This window comes from Deltaproteobacteria bacterium, from assembly GCA_016183235.1.
Classification (GTDB): domain Bacteria; phylum UBA10199; class UBA10199; order DSSB01; family JACPFA01; genus JACPFA01.
This window is the reverse complement of sequence record JACPFA010000021.1, coordinates 21806-38357: the sequence shown is the minus strand read 5'-3', so window position 1 is coordinate 38357 and position 16552 is coordinate 21806. Positions and strand designations below refer to the sequence as shown.

The following is a 16552-nucleotide window of genomic DNA, read 5'->3' as shown; positions in this document are numbered from 1 at the left end:
TCTATTAAAAGGGATGGGCCCCATGAGGCCCCATCGTATATTGCAATTGCAAAATAGCTGCATGATTAGCCTCGTGACCTGGCACCTTGCTAAAATCATATTGTAAACGCAAACGAGAAAACTCGGTTGGATTAAACGTAATATCGGGGCTCACACGAAACTCACGCGTGATGAGCCCTGCTGGCCAACCCACTTGATCGTAGCGCAGCCCTGCGTGCCAACGTTTTGCAAACTGATAGTTTGCAAATAGGTAACCACCGCCATCTTGAGCCTTGCCACTTGCCAATTCCTTATCACGAAAAAGATATTCCGCTTGCAAGGTCAGAGCTCGGTATGAAGAAGGTCTGTATCGAATTAACAAGTCTCCTCCATAGATTTGGGTAAAGGCTCCTGGCAGCTCGTCATTAAAGCCCCAGGCACCCGAGGCCCCTAAAAGTAAAGTCCATTTCTCATTGAAATCAAAACTAGTCGATAAACGCCCCTGATATAAAAAGTCTTTTTTTTGTTTCCCATCAAAACTTTCTTCATTGACTCCGTTACTAAAGGTCCCCTGCAGTTGAAGAAAGAAGGGGGTCGGAAAGGTATAGGCTATTTCAGCCCCCAACTCGTTTAAGCCCTCCGGCCCCCACAAATATTTTGATACCAAGGGGGCATTCACAAAATCCCATTGTTCAAGATGTTTCGAATTTTGTCGCCCAAAAGGTAACAAAAATTTTCCTGCCTTAATTTGAAGACCCTTGGGCAAGCTCAAAGTAGTTGCATAACCCTCTTCTAACTCAAATCCCTCTTCGCTGACGGATAAAAAAACGTCTGCTCGAAAATAGGGATCTATGACCGATTGAAGGGCTATCTCAATTTCTTGTAGGGTAAAACCCGTACGGGCAGGCTCATGGCCCGTTTCGCCGGCGGGCTCCTCTTTAAAGTAAGCGGTCGCCAAACTCCCGATAACACTAATATCGGGAATAATTTTGGCCAAACCCTGATTCGTGGCAGGATAACTAAAAGGTCCAAAATATTTTTTAGCAGGAACAGAAGAGCTGCCTGGGGATTGATTTAATTGCTGATTAATTTGCTGAATCTCTTCCTCTGCAGTGGTTGGCTGACTTTCTTCAGCATAACCAGTGATCGTGAAAAGAAATAAAAAAAGTATTGATAAAATAAACTTCATCGTAAACATCCATAACATTGGTCATCATGGATCCTCAGGTCTTAGCCCGGGATGACATAGCGCCATCATGCCGGACTAAAACCTAGGATCTATATATATGACGTCATCCCGGGCTAAGACCTGAGGATCCATCTATGACATTATTTTAAAATGGGAGGGGCTCTTGAAAACTGTAGATCACAAAAAAAACCCAATGGAAGGGGGTTAGAATAAATAAATAAAAAATCGGTTTGATACGAACCTATATTAAGAGAAGGATCATGAGCCTCGGCAAAACTCGTTGGTTGTAAAAGGATGCAAGTGTCACAAGTCCCCGCTAATTTACCAGCCCCCAAGGCATGGGCATGAAGCACTTGCACCATCCCCTGCGATAGGAAAAACCCTAATAAAAAAAGAATTAATTTTTGACGCGCTTTTCCCATTGTTCGCTGCCCTACTTAAGAAAAACCCTTTTGTCAACGTGTGGCCGGAGTGGGTTTTAAAAAATACTTCATCAAAGGGCCACTGGTGATGCTGGTAACCAAGGCCATGATGACCAAAGAGACAAAAAGATTGGTTTGAATCAGTTCATGTTCCAAAGCTAATAATCCCAAGATGATAACCATGGCGCCACGGGCATTCATGCCAAAGCCAATGGCCATGGCCTCTCGCCATTGAAACCCCGACCAATAAGAAATTAACCCACAACCCACCAATTTCCCAAAATAGGAGGCAAAAACCACAATGAGTGTTAGTAGCAAATTAAAATTTTCAACAAAATTGACCTTTAATCCAATGGTAGCAAAAAAAAGTGGGGCGAACACATTGTTGACAAACTGATAAATAATTTCTCTGGCTTGCATGGAAAGATGCCTTGAATCACCTAAAGCCACCCCTACAATAAAGGCGCCAAAAATGGCGTGAATCCCAATAAATTCGGTAAAAGCCGCCCCCAGAAAACACAATGACAAGGCAAAGGCAACCACACCACCGGGCCAAACAAAATGTTTTTTGACCAACGTTAAAGACCTGTCTAACAAGATTCTGCCCAGCGTAAGCATGCCGAAGGTAAAAAGTAGCGTTAAAAAAAGTGTCATGAGCAAATTGATCCCAGGGCCAGCACCCATGCGAGCAATAATCAGTGAAAACATCATCCAGCCAAACAGATCATCGGCCATGGCACTGGCAATAATTAAATTACCCAATCGGGTTTTAAAAATATCCAAATCCATCAAAGTTTTAGCAATCACGGGTAATGCACTGATCGACAAGGCCGTTCCCAAAAACAAGGGCATGAGAAAACGATCGTAGCTTTCATAATATTCAAAAAGATTAGGCAGAAACCATGCAATCCCAAAACCCACAACAAAAGGAACAATCACCCCGCCAAAGCTGGTAAACAAAGCCTTGCGGCCTTCTTGCCACACCATCTCAAGTTCGACTTCGATCCCCGCAATAAAAAGCAGCATCACAGCAGAAAGCGAGGCAATGGCGTTGAGGGTTAATGCTGTGCTACCCGATAGGGGGAAAATTTTATAAAAAAATTCAGGGCTGATGGCCCCCAAAATTGTAGGCCCTAACAATACCCCGGCCAAGATTTCCCCCACCACCACGGGTTGTTTGAAACGACGGGCAACCTCGCCCAAGAGGCGGGCGGCCAATAGCAGCAAGCCCATTTGCACCATGAGGGTATCAAGTTCAAGATGAGTTAACTTGAGCATAAGATATTTTTATTCCCTTCAGGGCACCTCTAAAAACTATCTTCTACTGCAAAATCACACTCTGGCCTGCAACTGCGTCAGATTTCACAAAAAGTCCTCAACGTAGCGCTGTGGCTACGTCTCCGGGCTTTTTGCTCATCTTCCTTGTCTCGGCTCAGATTGTGATTTTTCGTAACGAACATAGTTTTTAGAGATGCCCTTTAATTTTCTTTTATAATTAATAAATTACAGGGTAGTTCTTCGAGCAAATTTTCAACATCGTGTTGAAAGAGCCTGCCTAAAATCCCATAAGAAATATCGGGGGCATTTAAGACAATCAAATCGAGACTATGCTCTTGAGCAAAATTTTTGAGTTCAAAACCCGCTTTGCCATAAAGCAATTCTGGCTTCACGATGATGTCATGGGTGTCAAAGTTTTTGAGCAAGTTTTGGATAAACTCTAATTCTTTATTAGTTATTTTAGACTTTAAGCGCGCTATTTCTTCTTCACTCAAATTCTGTGACATCAACATTTTAAAATAACCAATTTCTACTTCTTTGGTGATGTAAACCATTTGCGCCTTTTCCAACCGAGCAATGCTAAAACCCATTTCAAGCGAACGTTGAAAATCTCGATTTTCATCCACATGAATGGCAATTTTTTGAAAAGGTTTGGGTATCAAACTTGGAGAAATGAGAATAAGCACGGGGCATGCAGCTTTACGGACCAATTCCCGAGCCGTTGAACCAATATAATATTTAAGCATGGTCTCCTTGGCCAAAGCCCCAGCTAACAACAAATCAATTTTTTGATTTTGACAAACCGCCAATATTTTTTTGACAATAGAACCCTTTTCCCAAAGGATCGTTGCACCCGTTGCTTGATATTGAGTTAATAGATTTTCTAAGATTTTTTCTTTCTCGGAGGTTTTTTCTCCCACATGCAGAAACAAAAGCTTGCTATTCCATACTTTTTGAACACGCACGGCTTCACAAACCAAAGCCGCCAGTCTCGGAGAAAAAGTAACCGCAACAAGAATATTTTGGAATGGCATGGGTTTAAGCTTAAACCAAAGCTAAGCTATTGATCAAACCAAAAAAGTCCTTTACCTTTTTCTTATTTTGTTATACGATATTTTCATCGATTAATATAATGTTGGTTAAATAAAAAATATGACATACGTTTCATTGTCCCCAAAATTTCAAGTGGTAATCCCTAAAGAGGTAAGGAACCGCCTCAAATTGCTCCCTAAGCAGAAATTTAGTGTCATCGAAAAGGGTGGGGTTATTTATTTAATCCCCGAAATACCTCTCAAGAAGATGAAAGGCTTTTTTCAAGGGAAATCCCTCGACACTTCCCCCTTAAGGGAGAAAACCGATCGTTTATGAACTATGTGATTGATTCATCAGGTTGGATCGAATTCTTTTTTGGACTTCCCAAGAAAGATAAATTTTCTCATTACATTTTAGGCAAGGACCCTCTACTCACACCCTCTTTAGTATTATTTGAAGTCTACAAAAAAATAAAACAAAACTCGAGCGAATCTGAGGCTCTTTTGGCCATTAGCCAAATGCAAAAGGGAACCACTATCCCATTCAATGATGACTTGGCTTTGCTTTGCGCAGATTTATCTATCAAACACAAACTCCCCATGGCCGATGCCATTGTGTACGGCACCACCCTAGCCCATCAAGCCAAACTAGTAACCGCTGATAATGATTTCAGAGGATTGAAAGACGTGATTCTCATTGGGTAAAATAATATTGTGGGCGCTGTAGGATTCGAACCTACGACCCCTGCCGTGTGAAGGCAGTGCTCTTCCACTGAGCCAAGCGCCCTAAAAATTTCCTTTGGAAATTTTTCCTCTATTTTCTAGTGCCATTCTCAATTTGTTGCTGTTAGCGTGCCCTACCCTATTTTGCAAGGACTTGCTTATGTAATGCTTCAGTTACGGGTGGAGAGTGCTCAAATTGTTGAGGAAGCCATTAGCTTACGCGGCAGGGTCTCCTCTGTCATTGCGAGGCCAGCCAGCCGAAGCAATCTCTTCTGTTTAACCGGTGAGATTGCCACGCCCGTTGGGCTCGCAATGACAGGAAGTCCGTGCCGGCTAGCCCCATGAGGCTCGCCGCTGGAGCGCGGCTGACAAAATAACCCAAGCACTCTCCCTGCGAGACTGAAGCATTACTAAAAAAATACTTGTATTATGCAAGTATATAGAGTATGCTCCTTTAAAGAGGAGGGGTTGCTTATGTCTCAACTGAATGTCTACGTACCTAATGAACTGGAAAAAGAAATTAGGCGACTCGCCAAACGAGAAAGGCAAAGTCTATCTAGATTTCTTACAGAAGTTTTAAAAAATAAAATTGGCCAGAAGAAAAAATGGGACAAGGATTTCTTCACCAAAGTGGTTGGGGGCTGGGTTGGGCCCTTCCCAAAAATTGAAAGGGAAATTGCAGAAGAAAGGGATGCTTGGTGAGCTTTCTTTTAGACACGAATATTTGCATTGCGCTTTTAAAAGGAGAAGATCGAAAACTCATTGAAAAAATAAAATTTCATTCTCCCGAAGATATTTTTATTTGTAGTGTGGTTAAAGCAGAACTTATTTTTGGGGCCAGAAAAAGCGAGCTTATAGAAGCTAATTTAAAAATTTTGTCTCAGTTCTTTTCCCAATTTGAATCCCTTCCCTTTGATGACAGAGCTGCAGAATTTTATGGTATTATCCGTGCAGTTTTAGTGAAAGCTGGAACCCCTATTGGTGCCAACGACTTGCTAATTGCCAGTATTACACAATCTCATGACTTTGTTTTAATTACTCGAAATCGGGATGAATTTTTACGCATCCCCGGCTTACGAATGGAAAATTGGTAAAAGTGTGGCCGAAGTGGATAAGCAAGATCTTTATATTTATAAAAATCTTTATCTAAGAATTAATCTGTAGAATTTTGCGGGCCATATTTTCAAAATCTTTCTTACTCAATCTATAGCCTTCTTGATCAGCAGCTTCTTGATGGATAATATCGGTAGCCTTCCCATTAATCAAAATATCATCTGAATCTCCGTACCCTGTTCTTTCACTAGACTTAACGATAGTTTCTGAACCTTCATAGAGAATGGTTAGTAATTCAACCGCACGGTCACGGATAGCTGAATACACCCTATCAATTTGATCCCCGTTTCCACCTGTTCTATGGCCACTCCCATCAACTTCGATCCAATCATAATTATCCATCAACATCTCTTGCAACGAATAATCTATGCTGACTAAAAACTGCAGCAAATTATTATCCGGTTCTTTGGGCGGAAATTCCCCCTTCTTAATAGCGGTGTTGGCCTCATGGGTTAAGATTTTCCCATCCTGATCAATGTCTAACTTTGGAAAATATTCATACAATTTATTCAACAAATTATCCGAAGACATGCCCGTCTTTTCAGCCAATTGGGCAAATGAAGGATGTAGGGAATCCAAGTAACTCGTATTGCCCGCTATTTGCACCTTGCCCGTTTCGCCCTCAGGTAGTTTGACCTTTTTTTCATCCTTTACCTCGAAAACGACTTCCGTTTCTTTGGTACCTTGAATCGTGATCGTTTCACTGCGCTGATTTTTACCTTTTACGGCAACTGTATACACATGATTATCTGGGTTATATTCATAAGAAAAAATATCTTCTGAGTTTTGGGGGCGCAAAACAACTTTATCAGCCCCTATAATTTCGTGACCATCAATGGCATCTTCAAAATTTAAGGTTAGGGTAACTTCGCCTTCTTGCACCTGATAAGTAGCCTTGCTACCATTAACACTGCTAGGTTTTGTATCCTCTGAATAGCGTTCTTCTCGGGCTAAAGCATAATCTTTTTCGATCGACCGATACTCACCCTCTTCACTCAGCAATGATAATGCATAAAGGGGGTCTTTTTTCAAAAGCTCGCTTTGTTCCTTTAACAGCACGAGAAATTCTTCTTTAGCCGTATCTTCTATCATACTATCGGCTTCGAGCTTAAACTGTAATTCATCCAGGGCTTGTTCGGCTTGCGTATAAACTTCTTTAAGATTTTTGCTCCCCGCCTCCAAAATATTAATTTCTAATTGATCTAATTCCAAAGTAACTGTTTCATCGACGGGTTCAGAATTTGAAAGTTTTTTAGCAAGAGAAGTCAACTCTTTCAAACGCACGGTTAGTTGTTTAACCCATGAAGCGGGTAAATTTTTATGATATTGGGCAAGCAAATCTTTAACCGTTTGGATATGTTCTAAAAAATCTTGTTTTGAAGTGGGAGTTGACTGAGCAACCCCCTCTTCAAGTTCTTCCAACCCTAATTCACTTTCATCTCCAAGGTAGATATCTTCATCACTATTTTCTAAATCGCTCCAGGGTAGCTCATCAATAGAGGCTTCATTAACTTCATTAGTTTCGATTTTTTTATTGTATTTGGCGGTTTGAGGATTGTAGTAACCAGTTGAAATGATTTTATTTTTACTAATTGCCACGAAATTCCCCCTGACTTTGCAACAAGACAAAGTTATTTTCGGTTTAGAATGAGACTAAAGTTGCCCCCTAAGTATCGATAAACAGGCCCTCTCCTCTAAAAAATCTTTTTTTTCTACCCACCGAGAAAACTTAAGCTGTCTCTTCTATCGAGAACTAAGTGACGAATAAAACCTGTTTAGGGATAGGAGTTATATATGAGCAAGCTATTTATTTTAGGAATTATTTTTACAACTTTTTCCATTACGGCCTGCGGAAGTTTAGTGAGCGTAAAAGGCCCAAGCTACAAGGAAGAATGTCAAGCCGGCGAAACCTCTGATCAGGCCACTACGGCCGAAGTTGAAGTTTGGCCTTTTGTCGAAGTAGAAGGCCCTTCCTTCAATACCTGCAACGACGGAACTCCCGCGCAAAAGGCTATGATCGATGCTGGTGAGCCTCAAGACGAAACGGATACCGATAATCCTTCTGATTCAGAAGGAGAAAACGCCTAAAATTAAAAGTGGACGAAAGCTTCCGAAGTCTTTAAAATCTTAAAATATGGAATTTTTAAATCGAGTACCTTCCCTTTTAATCCAACAGAAAAAGGAATGGGGAGAGATCTTAACTGGCTTTGAACAGCGCAATCGTTATTTAATTACCAACGAACAAGGGGAATCACTTGGTGCTGCCGCAGAAGTCAAAGGCTCTACCTTGTTACGGCTATTCCTAAAAGGTAGCCGACCTTTTGAAATTCATATCTTAGATTTGCAGGGTCAAGTTTTATTAAAATTGAAGCGCCCCTTCCGTTGGATTCATCACGAAGTATTCATTTATAATCCGCAGGATCGTTTATTAGGGAGCATTTATAAAAGATTTGTATTGTTTCGTCGGCTTTATGAAGTACGCAACACTCAAGGTGCAACGCTCTACGAAATCCATGGGCCGCTTTTGAAACCCTGGACCTTTGAAGTGAAAAAATCCGATCAGATTTGCGGTAAAATCACTAAAAGATGGGGCGGACTATTAAAAGAAGCCTTCACCGATTCTGACAAATTTGGGATTCAATTCCCTGACCGCTGTGAAGCAAATGAAAAGGCTGTTTTATTGGGAGCAGTTTTCCTGATCGATTTTATCCACTTCGAAAATAAGAAATAATGTCGTCCCTATTCATGGATCCCGGCTCACGGGCCGGGATGACGCCAGTACGTCATTTAGGGCCAAGCATATTTTCCGGCCTCACCCATTCATCGTATTGCTCTGCCGTTAACAATTTCAATTCAATCCCCGATGCTTTAAGCGTGATATTTTTGGCATGGGCATTTTTGGCAATTTTAGCGGCATTGTCGTAACCGATTTTACTATTAAGTGCGGTAACGAGCATGAGTGATTCTTGCACATAGCGTTGGATACGTTCAACGTTGGCCTCAATTCCCACCACACAGTTTTGGCGAAAGCTATCGCAAGCATCGGCCAACAAACGAATCGAATTTAAAATATTAAAAATAATAACGGGTTTATAAACATTCAATTCAAAATGGCCACTCGCCCCAGAAAAAGTGACCGCGGCATCATTGCCAATCACCTGTGCACACACCATGGTCATGGCCTCTGACTGTGTGGGGTTGACTTTGCCGGGCATAATTGAACTACCGGGCTCATTTTCGGGCAATGATAATTCTCCCAGCCCACAGCGCGGGCCACTACCCAAAAAGCGAATGTCGTTAGCAATCTTGTGGAGAGAAACCGCTAGCACCTTAAGCACCCCACTGGCTTCTACCATGGCATCGTGACTTGCTAACGCTTCAAATTTGTTGGGGGCGGATTTAAAGGGCAGACCCGTCAGCTCAGCAATTTTTTTGGCACCGTTTTCTGCAAATTGAGGATGGGTGTTAAGCCCCGTCCCTACCGCAGTGCCTCCCAGGGCTAATTCACATAAACGTGGCAAGGCCGCGTTGATTCGTTGTAAGCCATTTTCAAGTTGTTGAACATAGCCCGAAAATTCTTGGCCCAACGTTAGCGGAACCGCGTCCATTAAGTGGGTGCGACCAATCTTAATAATTTTTGCAAAATTTTCGCTCTTTTTTGCCAGGGCCTCTTTGAGTTGGGTTAGCGCAGGGATCAAACGATGATGAATCTGCTCCACTGCCGCAATATGCATAGCCGTGGGAAAGGTATCATTGCTACTTTGCGACATGTTCACATGATCATTGGGATGAACCATCGCCTTATCACCCAACTTGCCCCCACCCAACTCAATGGCACGATTCGCAATCACTTCATTGGCATTCATGTTGGTTTGCGTACCACTGCCGGTTTGCCACACCACCAAGGGAAAATGTTCATCGAGTTTGCCCTCGATCACTTCATCAGCTGCTTGTAAGATGAGTTTAGCCTTATCAGCAGGTAATTTTTTCAGTTCCAAATTAGTTTGGGCCGCCGCTTTTTTTAAAATACCCAATGCACGTATCAACGGCCTAGGAAACCGATCGCCCCCAATCTTAAAATTCATAATCGACCGAGCCGTCTGCGCCCCATAATAGGCCGTCGCTGGCACCTGCACTTCACCCATCGTGTCTTTTTCAATTCGATACTGCATAAAGCCTCCTCATTTGGTTAGTATAATTTAGGAACCCCTGCAATCGAAATTAGGATGATTATCGTCCGGTTAAAAAATAATAGCACCTAATCTATAAAATAACCGATTAAAGCCTTAAATTGGCCCTATTTTTAGGGGCCATGGGGGGAAATTTGAACGATTATTCTGGCATTCGCATCCAGTATTCTCTGGCATGGCTTACGCAATATGCTAATTCCATTGACCAAAATTTAGATGGAAAATTATCGGAAGAAGAAAAGCAGCAAGCCTCGCAACTTAGTCAGGGCTCAAATAATTTTACTCTGGAAGAAATAGAAGGCTTTAATTGCATCTTTGCTTCGCCTCTTATTAGTAACTCCATTGATAATTTGACAAACGAAAATTTTGCCAAAATTCCAGACGGTAGTCCTGAAGCTATTTGCCCTCAACAAATTCAACTCAACCCTAGCACCGCATTGGAAAACAGAATTAGACTTTGGAAAAATGTGACTGGTTCTGAAAGTTCAGTTTCGAAAGTAACGCTGAATTTACCCCCGCATGACGAAGTTTATCTGCTTTTTATTAATGGTGATGAAGAGGATCGTCATATTGGGAATCTACACAATATGGCTCGTTTATTTGCTTATTTAAAAGTTCAGCCCGAAAACATGTACCTGGCTACCTCACACCCACCTTCTATCCAAGGTATCCATTCAGCACCTGGAACGATCGAGGGCATCCAAAATCTGCTCGCTCAAATTGCTCAAGCGCCCGGCAAACAAAAACTTTTACTGTTATACACCACAGGCCATGGCAGCAAAGATGGAGAACGGATTTCGCTCGTCTTGGAGAATCATCAGACTTTAGACACGCAACAATTCGCCGAACAAATCAAACAAGTCGTTAGTACACCTGAGCATAGTATTGATTCCATCGTTTCAATTTCTGATCAGTGCTATAGTGGGGTTTTCCCTGATTATTTAGTGGAAAAGTTACCTGAGTTTTCCATTATTGCGGTTGCACCTAATACAGAAAAAGAAACTGTGATTTGTGGGGAATGGACCCCCTTTGTTATTTTAGCCATCGAACAAGGGATTGATTTTAACGGTAATCAAAAAACAGATTTGTTAGAGGCCATTACTTTATCGTTGAATCAATACAATCAGGCTTTATATAAACTCAGTCAACCACCCGTCATTGTTTCGTATCGACAAACGATCCCTGCCCTCACTCAGAAAAACTTAGGAGATTTATTTTCACCTCATGCAGGCAAAGTCATCCTCGATATTACGGCACCTTGGTGTGAAGTTTGTAAACGCATGGAAAAGGAATTTGACAACCGCAGAACGTCGCTCCCTGAAGATTTGAACCTCTATCGTATTCACGATGGTAGCACCGAGGCAGGCCTTGCCCTTATCACAAAATTAAGGGAATATGACGGTAGGTCACGAAATGGCCCAAGCATCCTTCCTGAACGCATCGCTTTCCCAACCATGATCTATATGGAGGGTGGAAAAATCACGGGGGTTGAAGTTGGTTACAAGTCTCCTAGCGACTTAAAACAAGACTTGGCTAAACATCTCAACATTCAGATTGATGAACAACAAGAAAAGCTGCGCATTGCTAACTTCTTTGCAACCATTTCAGGAGTTCCACAAGATGTCTTTTTAGACCAATTAGATCGGTCCAGCCCTGAGACAATCATTGCTTGCTATCATCTTACCCACGGAGATAACGCCTCCCAAGTTTTAAAGGGCGCTCATTACTTAACCGGTCTCCCTGCACAAAAGTGGGATATTTATCTCAATAATCGCGAGCTCTTTAAACAAAAGAAATATTTTTCTTCGGAAGAAGAAAAAAAGATTTTTTGGAAACTCGCTGGAAGGATCGGTGTAATCCCCAAAGAAGAACTTGATCGTCGCAATCCACCTTTTATCGACGACTGGCATCGGGCGGATTATGCCATGGTTCAAGCTTGGCAATCTGAATCTAATGCCGTTCGAATCGCCATGATTGAAGGCATTGCTCTTCACGCCACTGGCACCAAAATCACGCTTGAAACTCTTAAAACACTTTTTGATGCGACAACCAACGAAATAGTCAAGACCGCTATTATCGAAGGATTGGTAGAAAATCATTTACAAGTGGTGGAATCAAAAAATATTGAAAAAGAACCAACACCCATGGGTTACGGCTACAATAATTTCGTGATCGATCAATTATTTGCTTGGTACGAATCAAACACCTTAAGCCCCAAACTCCAAATCGTACTACTTCAAGGGTTACAAAAGATTGCGAAAGAAAGTCGAATCTTCCGTGGAGTTTATGCCCATCAATATGCAGCACGATTTTTAAGCTGGCAAAAGAGGATCGACCCCCAAGCAGCCAAGGAAGTGTGGCCCATCTTTTTAGAAACCGCTTATTATTTTCTCAAAGGCGGCGCGAAAGCCCTACCAACGTTAACTCAAAACCCTGATTTTTTGGCAGTAGCTCAAAAAATCCTGGCTTCAATCCATGACCCTGCTCAAAAATTCGATGATTCTGCTCCCATTACTTCACTTAAATTTTTGAGTGTCAACAGAGGGATTGCCTTAAATACTCTGCAAGGAACCTTCGACACCTTATTCAACAAACCTTCCTTAAGTGATGAAATGATCTCCCTGATTACAGAATTGCTACCCCGAGTAGGTTCTCATTTCCAAGAATCTTGGAAACAACTCATGGCAACCCATCCCTCTCAGGTTGACTCTATTCTCAAGGGAATTGCTAGAACTGAGCTTGGTGCCAAAAAGAGTTCCTCAGATCTTTTAATTCATAGCTCGTTAACCTATTCCGACCCCAAGTACAGCCGGATGTATCGAACGGCTGCGGTCCGGCTTTTGAATGCCTTACCTTTTAATGAGATGAGTGAGTCCCAAAGAAAACAAGTGATGGATCATGCTAAAACCCTCACACAAGACAAGGATTATGAAATAAGAATTCTTGCAACTTATACGCTATTCTGCTTGAGTCAAGGCCGATGGCCGAACAATCAAAATAAATTTTTGACTGATCAGGAATGGGTTATCATCAGCGGACAACTCTTTCTTGCCCTGCAAGATCCTTCCCAAGAAGTTGTCAACATTGCCTTTACGGCCCTTCACAATGCAACCAATGGTAGCTATTTCATCGATAATGGCGCTTACTTGCCTTATGACAATCCAACTTATACCCAAGTTCATCTTGAAAATGTCATACGCAATCCAAAGGTTGCTCGAGAGGGCAATCAGGACAACGTCAAAAAACAACTTTTGACTATGATTACTTATGCCAAAAATCCAGAGTCCATTGCTAAAATCATGCAAACGATTAATTCCCTTTATGTTGATGCAACCTTTAACAGCCTCTACGGACAAGCCTTCTTAGCAGAAGCCATGAATAAGCTTTTGAACAAAGCCCAAAACTCATCAACCCATTCCATTCGTCATCAGACGATCATTTGGGAAACCAACCTAGCAGGAGAAGCAGGTTTTGATGAGTTAACTAAAAAAATGCTCCATGATCCACAACTGGAAGCAGAGTTCAAAATGGCTTACGTTTCTGAGATAGCAGAACGCAAACGTACTCAACTCATCCCTGACCTACTCAAGCTGCTTAAGGCGACTCAAGATCGGGATTCTAATCTTGTCGAACACATCGTCGTTACTCTCCATAATCTCATCATTCACGAATTCAACCAAAAACACCCCGAACGAACGACCCTTATCACCCAAGAACAAGATTTTGATATTGTCGCTGACGTTCTAAAAAATAGTCGCCGGCCCAATACGCTCGACACTTGTATTTGGATCTTAAAAGAGGCTCAAAATAGTAAATATCACGATTTAGTCTGGAGTTTTAAAGAATCGGCCTTCCCTGATATTCGCATGGCCGTACCTCGATATTTTGAGGCATTTGAAATGCCCGACCCAAGATATGTCGAAGCAGTACGAAATAAGCTTATCACCCAACCTGAACATGAAAACACAGCCAGCCAATTGATTTATCTCATGAAGATTGGCGATTGGGATTTTTTGGCTGAACATTTAGAAATTTTTTCACAACTTGATTTAGAAAACTATCGGCTGCTTGATGACGAAATCCCTTTAGAGATAGAGATCGCCACTCTGCCTGATAAGATCATGGCCAGCCACTTATTACAGGCATTTGAAGGGCTTAATATAATAAGGCACAACGAGGCTGCATTGGCAGCCGCCTGGCAGCTTATTGGGCCACCCTATGATGCAAAATAGTCTAAATTAAGTAGTAGCATGCCCCCGAGACATGATGAGCTTACCACTCCGGACGGTGTCGACAACACCATATTTATTGAGCATCACGAGGATCGAATTGATTCTTTCGGAATCGCCCGTGACTTGAAGCATCATGGTGTCTTCGGTAAGATCAACCGTTTCGGCTTTGAAATATTCGACGATTTGTAAAACCTCGGTGCGTTTTTCAATGGGGCATTGAACTTTAATTAAGGCCAATTCTTTATCGACCATCACTTCACCGGTGTGATCGCGGGCGTGAATTACATCCACTAATTTATTTAATTGTTTGATGATTTGTTCTAAGGTTTCTTTATCGCCGTTGGCCACGATGGTCATGCGCGCAAATTTTTCATCGGTCGCTGGCGACACCACTAAACTATCGATATTATAACCACGCCTGGCAAACACAAGAGCAATACGGATCAGCGCGCCTGGTTTGTTGCTAACTAACAAACTGATTGCGTGGGATTCGGGGCTATTGTTCATAAATTTTACTCCAATCGAGATTGCCACGCCTGTTATCATGGGTCCCCGCATTCGCGAGGATGACACAGCTCGCAATGACAATTACGTACTCCCTGTTGGCTTAGCTAATTTACGTTTCGTCGGTTCAATGATCATCTCCGACACAGCGGCCCCTGCTGGAATCATGGGAAAAACGTTATCTTCTTTTTCACACACCACTTCGACCAAACAAGGCCCACCTTGATAAGCTAACGCCTCTTTGACAATCCGACGCACATCGGCATTGCGTTTAATCTTCCAACCTTTGATGCCATAAGATTCGGCTAATTTTACAAAATCAGGATTGCCTTCTAAATCAACCCCCGAGAGGCGATCTTCGTAAAAAAGATTTTGCCACTGCCGCACCATGCCTAAATAACGGTTGTTCATTACAAAAACTTTCACCGGAATTTTATTGATGGCAGCCGTCGCCAGTTCACAAAGCGTCATTTGAAAACCACCATCCCCCACAATAGCAATAACCATGCTATCGGGCCGAGCAAGCTGAGCCCCTAAGCTGGCTGGAAAACCAAAACCCATGGTGCCGGCTCCCCCTGAACTGATCCAATGGAAACGTTGATCCACTTTAAAAAATTGCGCTGCCCACATTTGGTGTTGACCCACATCGGTAACCACCACCGCCTTGCCTTCGGTGAGTTTATAAATTTCATCAAAGACGTATTGCATTTTAAGCCCACCCTTCATTTTATAATGAAGGGGATATTGTTTTTTCCATTTGGCAACTTGTTTTAACCAATCGGAAGTGTCAGCGGGTTTGAGTTGGGTGTTAAGTTCTTCGACCACCAACCGGGCATCACCCACAATCGAACAATGGGCCTTCACCATTTTACCCATCTCGGCATCATCAATATCCACGTGAATCTTCACGGCATCAGGACAAAAATCTTTGAGCCGCCCCACAATGCGATCATCCCAACGTGAACCAATCGACATGATGAGATCGCAGGCCACCACGGCTTTGTTAGCGTAAGCCGTACCGTGCATGCCTAACATGCCGAGGTTTAATTCATGACTTTCGGGAAATGCCCCTTTGCCCAATAAAGTATTGGTCACCGGAATGCGCATTTTTTCCACCAAAAACTTGATGGCCTTATTTGCACCCGAAATCACCGCGCCATGACCAACGAGCAACAAAGGCCGTTTTGCCTTGCTTAAAAGTTCAGCTGCCTTGGCAATGGCTTCCGGGTCACCCGCACCTGGCACCTTGTAACCGGGCAAATCCATTTCTGCATTGTAATCAGGGACAAACTCTGCCGACGAAATATCTTTGGGTAAATCAATGAGCACTGGCCCGGGGCGCCCCGACTCGGCCAAATAAAAGGCCTCTTTAACCACCCGGGGAATATCGTGCACGTTTTTGACGAGGTAAGAATGTTTAACCACCGGATAGGTAATCCCCGACACATCGGCCTCTTGAAAAGCGTCCATACCCAACATTGAAGTGATGGTTTGACCGGTTACCACCACCATGGGGCTAGAATCCATATGGGCCGTCATAATGCCCGTTATGGTATTGGTAGCACCAGGGCCGCTGGTTACCAAGGCCACACCGGCCTTGCCACTAGCCCGTGCCATGCCATCTGCCATGTGAGTAGCCCCTTGTTCATGACGAGTGAGGATAAATTTGATAGGTGATCCCACTAAAGCATCAAAAATTGGGATGGCTGCACCGCCAGGGTGGCCAAATACATACTCTACCCCATGATAATGCATGACATCTAATAAAGCTTGTGCCCCAGTTCGTTTCTTTTCAGCCATTTTAGTCGCCTTTTTCAACTATCGTAAAATAATATTTAGCTAAAAGACAGCTTTTTTCGTAAAAAATCAATATCATTTATTTATTTTTGTG

General features: G+C 42.6%; 15 protein-coding genes and 1 tRNA gene. 7 read left to right on the top strand and 9 right to left on the bottom strand.

Annotation, left to right across the window (positions count from 1 at the left end; all coding sequences use genetic code 11):
- Positions 1-4: 4 nt before the first annotated feature.
- From HYU97_04645 to HYU97_04630, 4 genes are all read right to left on the bottom strand, one after another.
- Positions 5-1168, bottom strand: coding sequence for a hypothetical protein (locus HYU97_04645; protein ID MBI2336031.1), 1164 nt, complete (start codon positions 1166-1168; stop codon positions 5-7).
- A gap of 140 nt (positions 1169-1308) precedes the next feature.
- On the bottom strand, positions 1309-1590 hold the full coding sequence (locus HYU97_04640; protein ID MBI2336030.1) for a hypothetical protein: 282 nt from the start codon (positions 1588-1590) through the stop codon (positions 1309-1311).
- A 33-nt stretch (positions 1591-1623) separates the two neighbouring features.
- The gene (locus HYU97_04635; GenBank protein MBI2336029.1) at positions 1624-2868 is read right to left on the bottom strand and encodes a cation:proton antiporter; all 1245 of its coding nucleotides are present in this window, start codon (positions 2866-2868) and stop codon (positions 1624-1626) included.
- Between the two features lie 200 nt (positions 2869-3068).
- Positions 3069-3902 carry a universal stress protein gene (locus HYU97_04630; protein ID MBI2336028.1) on the bottom strand — a complete coding sequence of 278 codons (834 nt, stop codon included), beginning with the start codon at positions 3900-3902 and terminating at the stop codon, positions 3069-3071.
- A 118-nt stretch (positions 3903-4020) separates the two neighbouring features.
- Between HYU97_04630 and HYU97_04625 the strand changes: the two genes are divergently transcribed.
- Together HYU97_04625 and HYU97_04620 are read left to right on the top strand one after the other, a co-directional pair.
- Positions 4021-4236 carry an AbrB/MazE/SpoVT family DNA-binding domain-containing protein gene (locus tag HYU97_04625; protein ID MBI2336027.1) on the top strand — a complete coding sequence of 72 codons (216 nt, stop codon included), beginning with the start codon at positions 4021-4023 and terminating at the stop codon, positions 4234-4236.
- On the top strand, positions 4233-4604 hold the full coding sequence (locus tag HYU97_04620) for a type II toxin-antitoxin system VapC family toxin (GenBank protein ID MBI2336026.1): 372 nt from the start codon (positions 4233-4235) through the stop codon (positions 4602-4604). The genes HYU97_04625 and HYU97_04620 overlap by 4 nt, the downstream gene beginning before the upstream one ends.
- A gap of 10 nt (positions 4605-4614) precedes the next feature.
- Here the strand turns inward: HYU97_04620 and HYU97_04615 are convergent.
- Positions 4615-4686, bottom strand: a tRNA-Val gene (locus HYU97_04615).
- A 410-nt stretch (positions 4687-5096) separates the two neighbouring features.
- Between HYU97_04615 and HYU97_04610 the strand changes: the two genes are divergently transcribed.
- Both HYU97_04610 and HYU97_04605 read left to right on the top strand, forming a co-directional pair.
- Positions 5097-5324 (top strand): hypothetical protein, encoded by a 228-nt coding sequence (locus HYU97_04610; GenBank protein MBI2336025.1) that lies wholly within the window; start codon positions 5097-5099, stop codon positions 5322-5324.
- A complete protein-coding gene (locus HYU97_04605) occupies positions 5321-5716 on the top strand; it encodes a type II toxin-antitoxin system VapC family toxin (protein ID MBI2336024.1) in 396 nt (131 codons plus the stop codon). The genes HYU97_04610 and HYU97_04605 overlap by 4 nt, the downstream gene beginning before the upstream one ends.
- Before the next feature lie 52 nt (positions 5717-5768).
- Here HYU97_04605 and HYU97_04600 read toward each other — a convergent pair whose 3' ends face one another.
- Positions 5769-7334 carry a hypothetical protein gene (locus HYU97_04600; GenBank protein MBI2336023.1) on the bottom strand — a complete coding sequence of 522 codons (1566 nt, stop codon included), beginning with the start codon at positions 7332-7334 and terminating at the stop codon, positions 5769-5771.
- 195 nt (positions 7335-7529) lie between these two features.
- On the opposite strand from HYU97_04600, the gene HYU97_04595 reads away from it, so the two are divergent.
- Complete coding sequence (locus HYU97_04595) at positions 7530-7823, top strand: hypothetical protein (GenBank protein ID MBI2336022.1); 294 nt, start codon at positions 7530-7532, stop codon at positions 7821-7823.
- Positions 7824-7869: 46 nt separating this feature from the next.
- Positions 7870-8466 carry a scramblase gene (locus HYU97_04590; protein ID MBI2336021.1) on the top strand — a complete coding sequence of 199 codons (597 nt, stop codon included), beginning with the start codon at positions 7870-7872 and terminating at the stop codon, positions 8464-8466.
- A 52-nt stretch (positions 8467-8518) separates the two neighbouring features.
- Here the strand turns inward: HYU97_04590 and fumC are convergent, their stop codons facing one another.
- Positions 8519-9907: a class II fumarate hydratase gene (gene fumC / locus HYU97_04585; protein ID MBI2336020.1), complete on the bottom strand. Its 1389-nt coding sequence runs from the start codon at positions 9905-9907 to the stop codon at positions 8519-8521.
- 152 nt (positions 9908-10059) lie between these two features.
- Between fumC and HYU97_04580 the strand changes: the two genes are divergently transcribed.
- A complete protein-coding gene (locus tag HYU97_04580; GenBank protein MBI2336019.1) occupies positions 10060-14157 on the top strand; it encodes a thioredoxin family protein in 4098 nt (1365 codons plus the stop codon).
- 6 nt (positions 14158-14163) lie between these two features.
- Here HYU97_04580 and ilvN read toward each other — a convergent pair whose 3' ends face one another.
- Positions 14164-14664 (bottom strand): acetolactate synthase small subunit, encoded by a 501-nt coding sequence (ilvN, locus tag HYU97_04575; GenBank protein MBI2336018.1) that lies wholly within the window; start codon positions 14662-14664, stop codon positions 14164-14166.
- Positions 14665-14745: 81 nt separating this feature from the next.
- On the bottom strand, positions 14746-16461 hold the full coding sequence (ilvB, locus tag HYU97_04570; protein MBI2336017.1) for a biosynthetic-type acetolactate synthase large subunit: 1716 nt from the start codon (positions 16459-16461) through the stop codon (positions 14746-14748).
- Positions 16462-16552 lie beyond the last annotated feature (91 nt).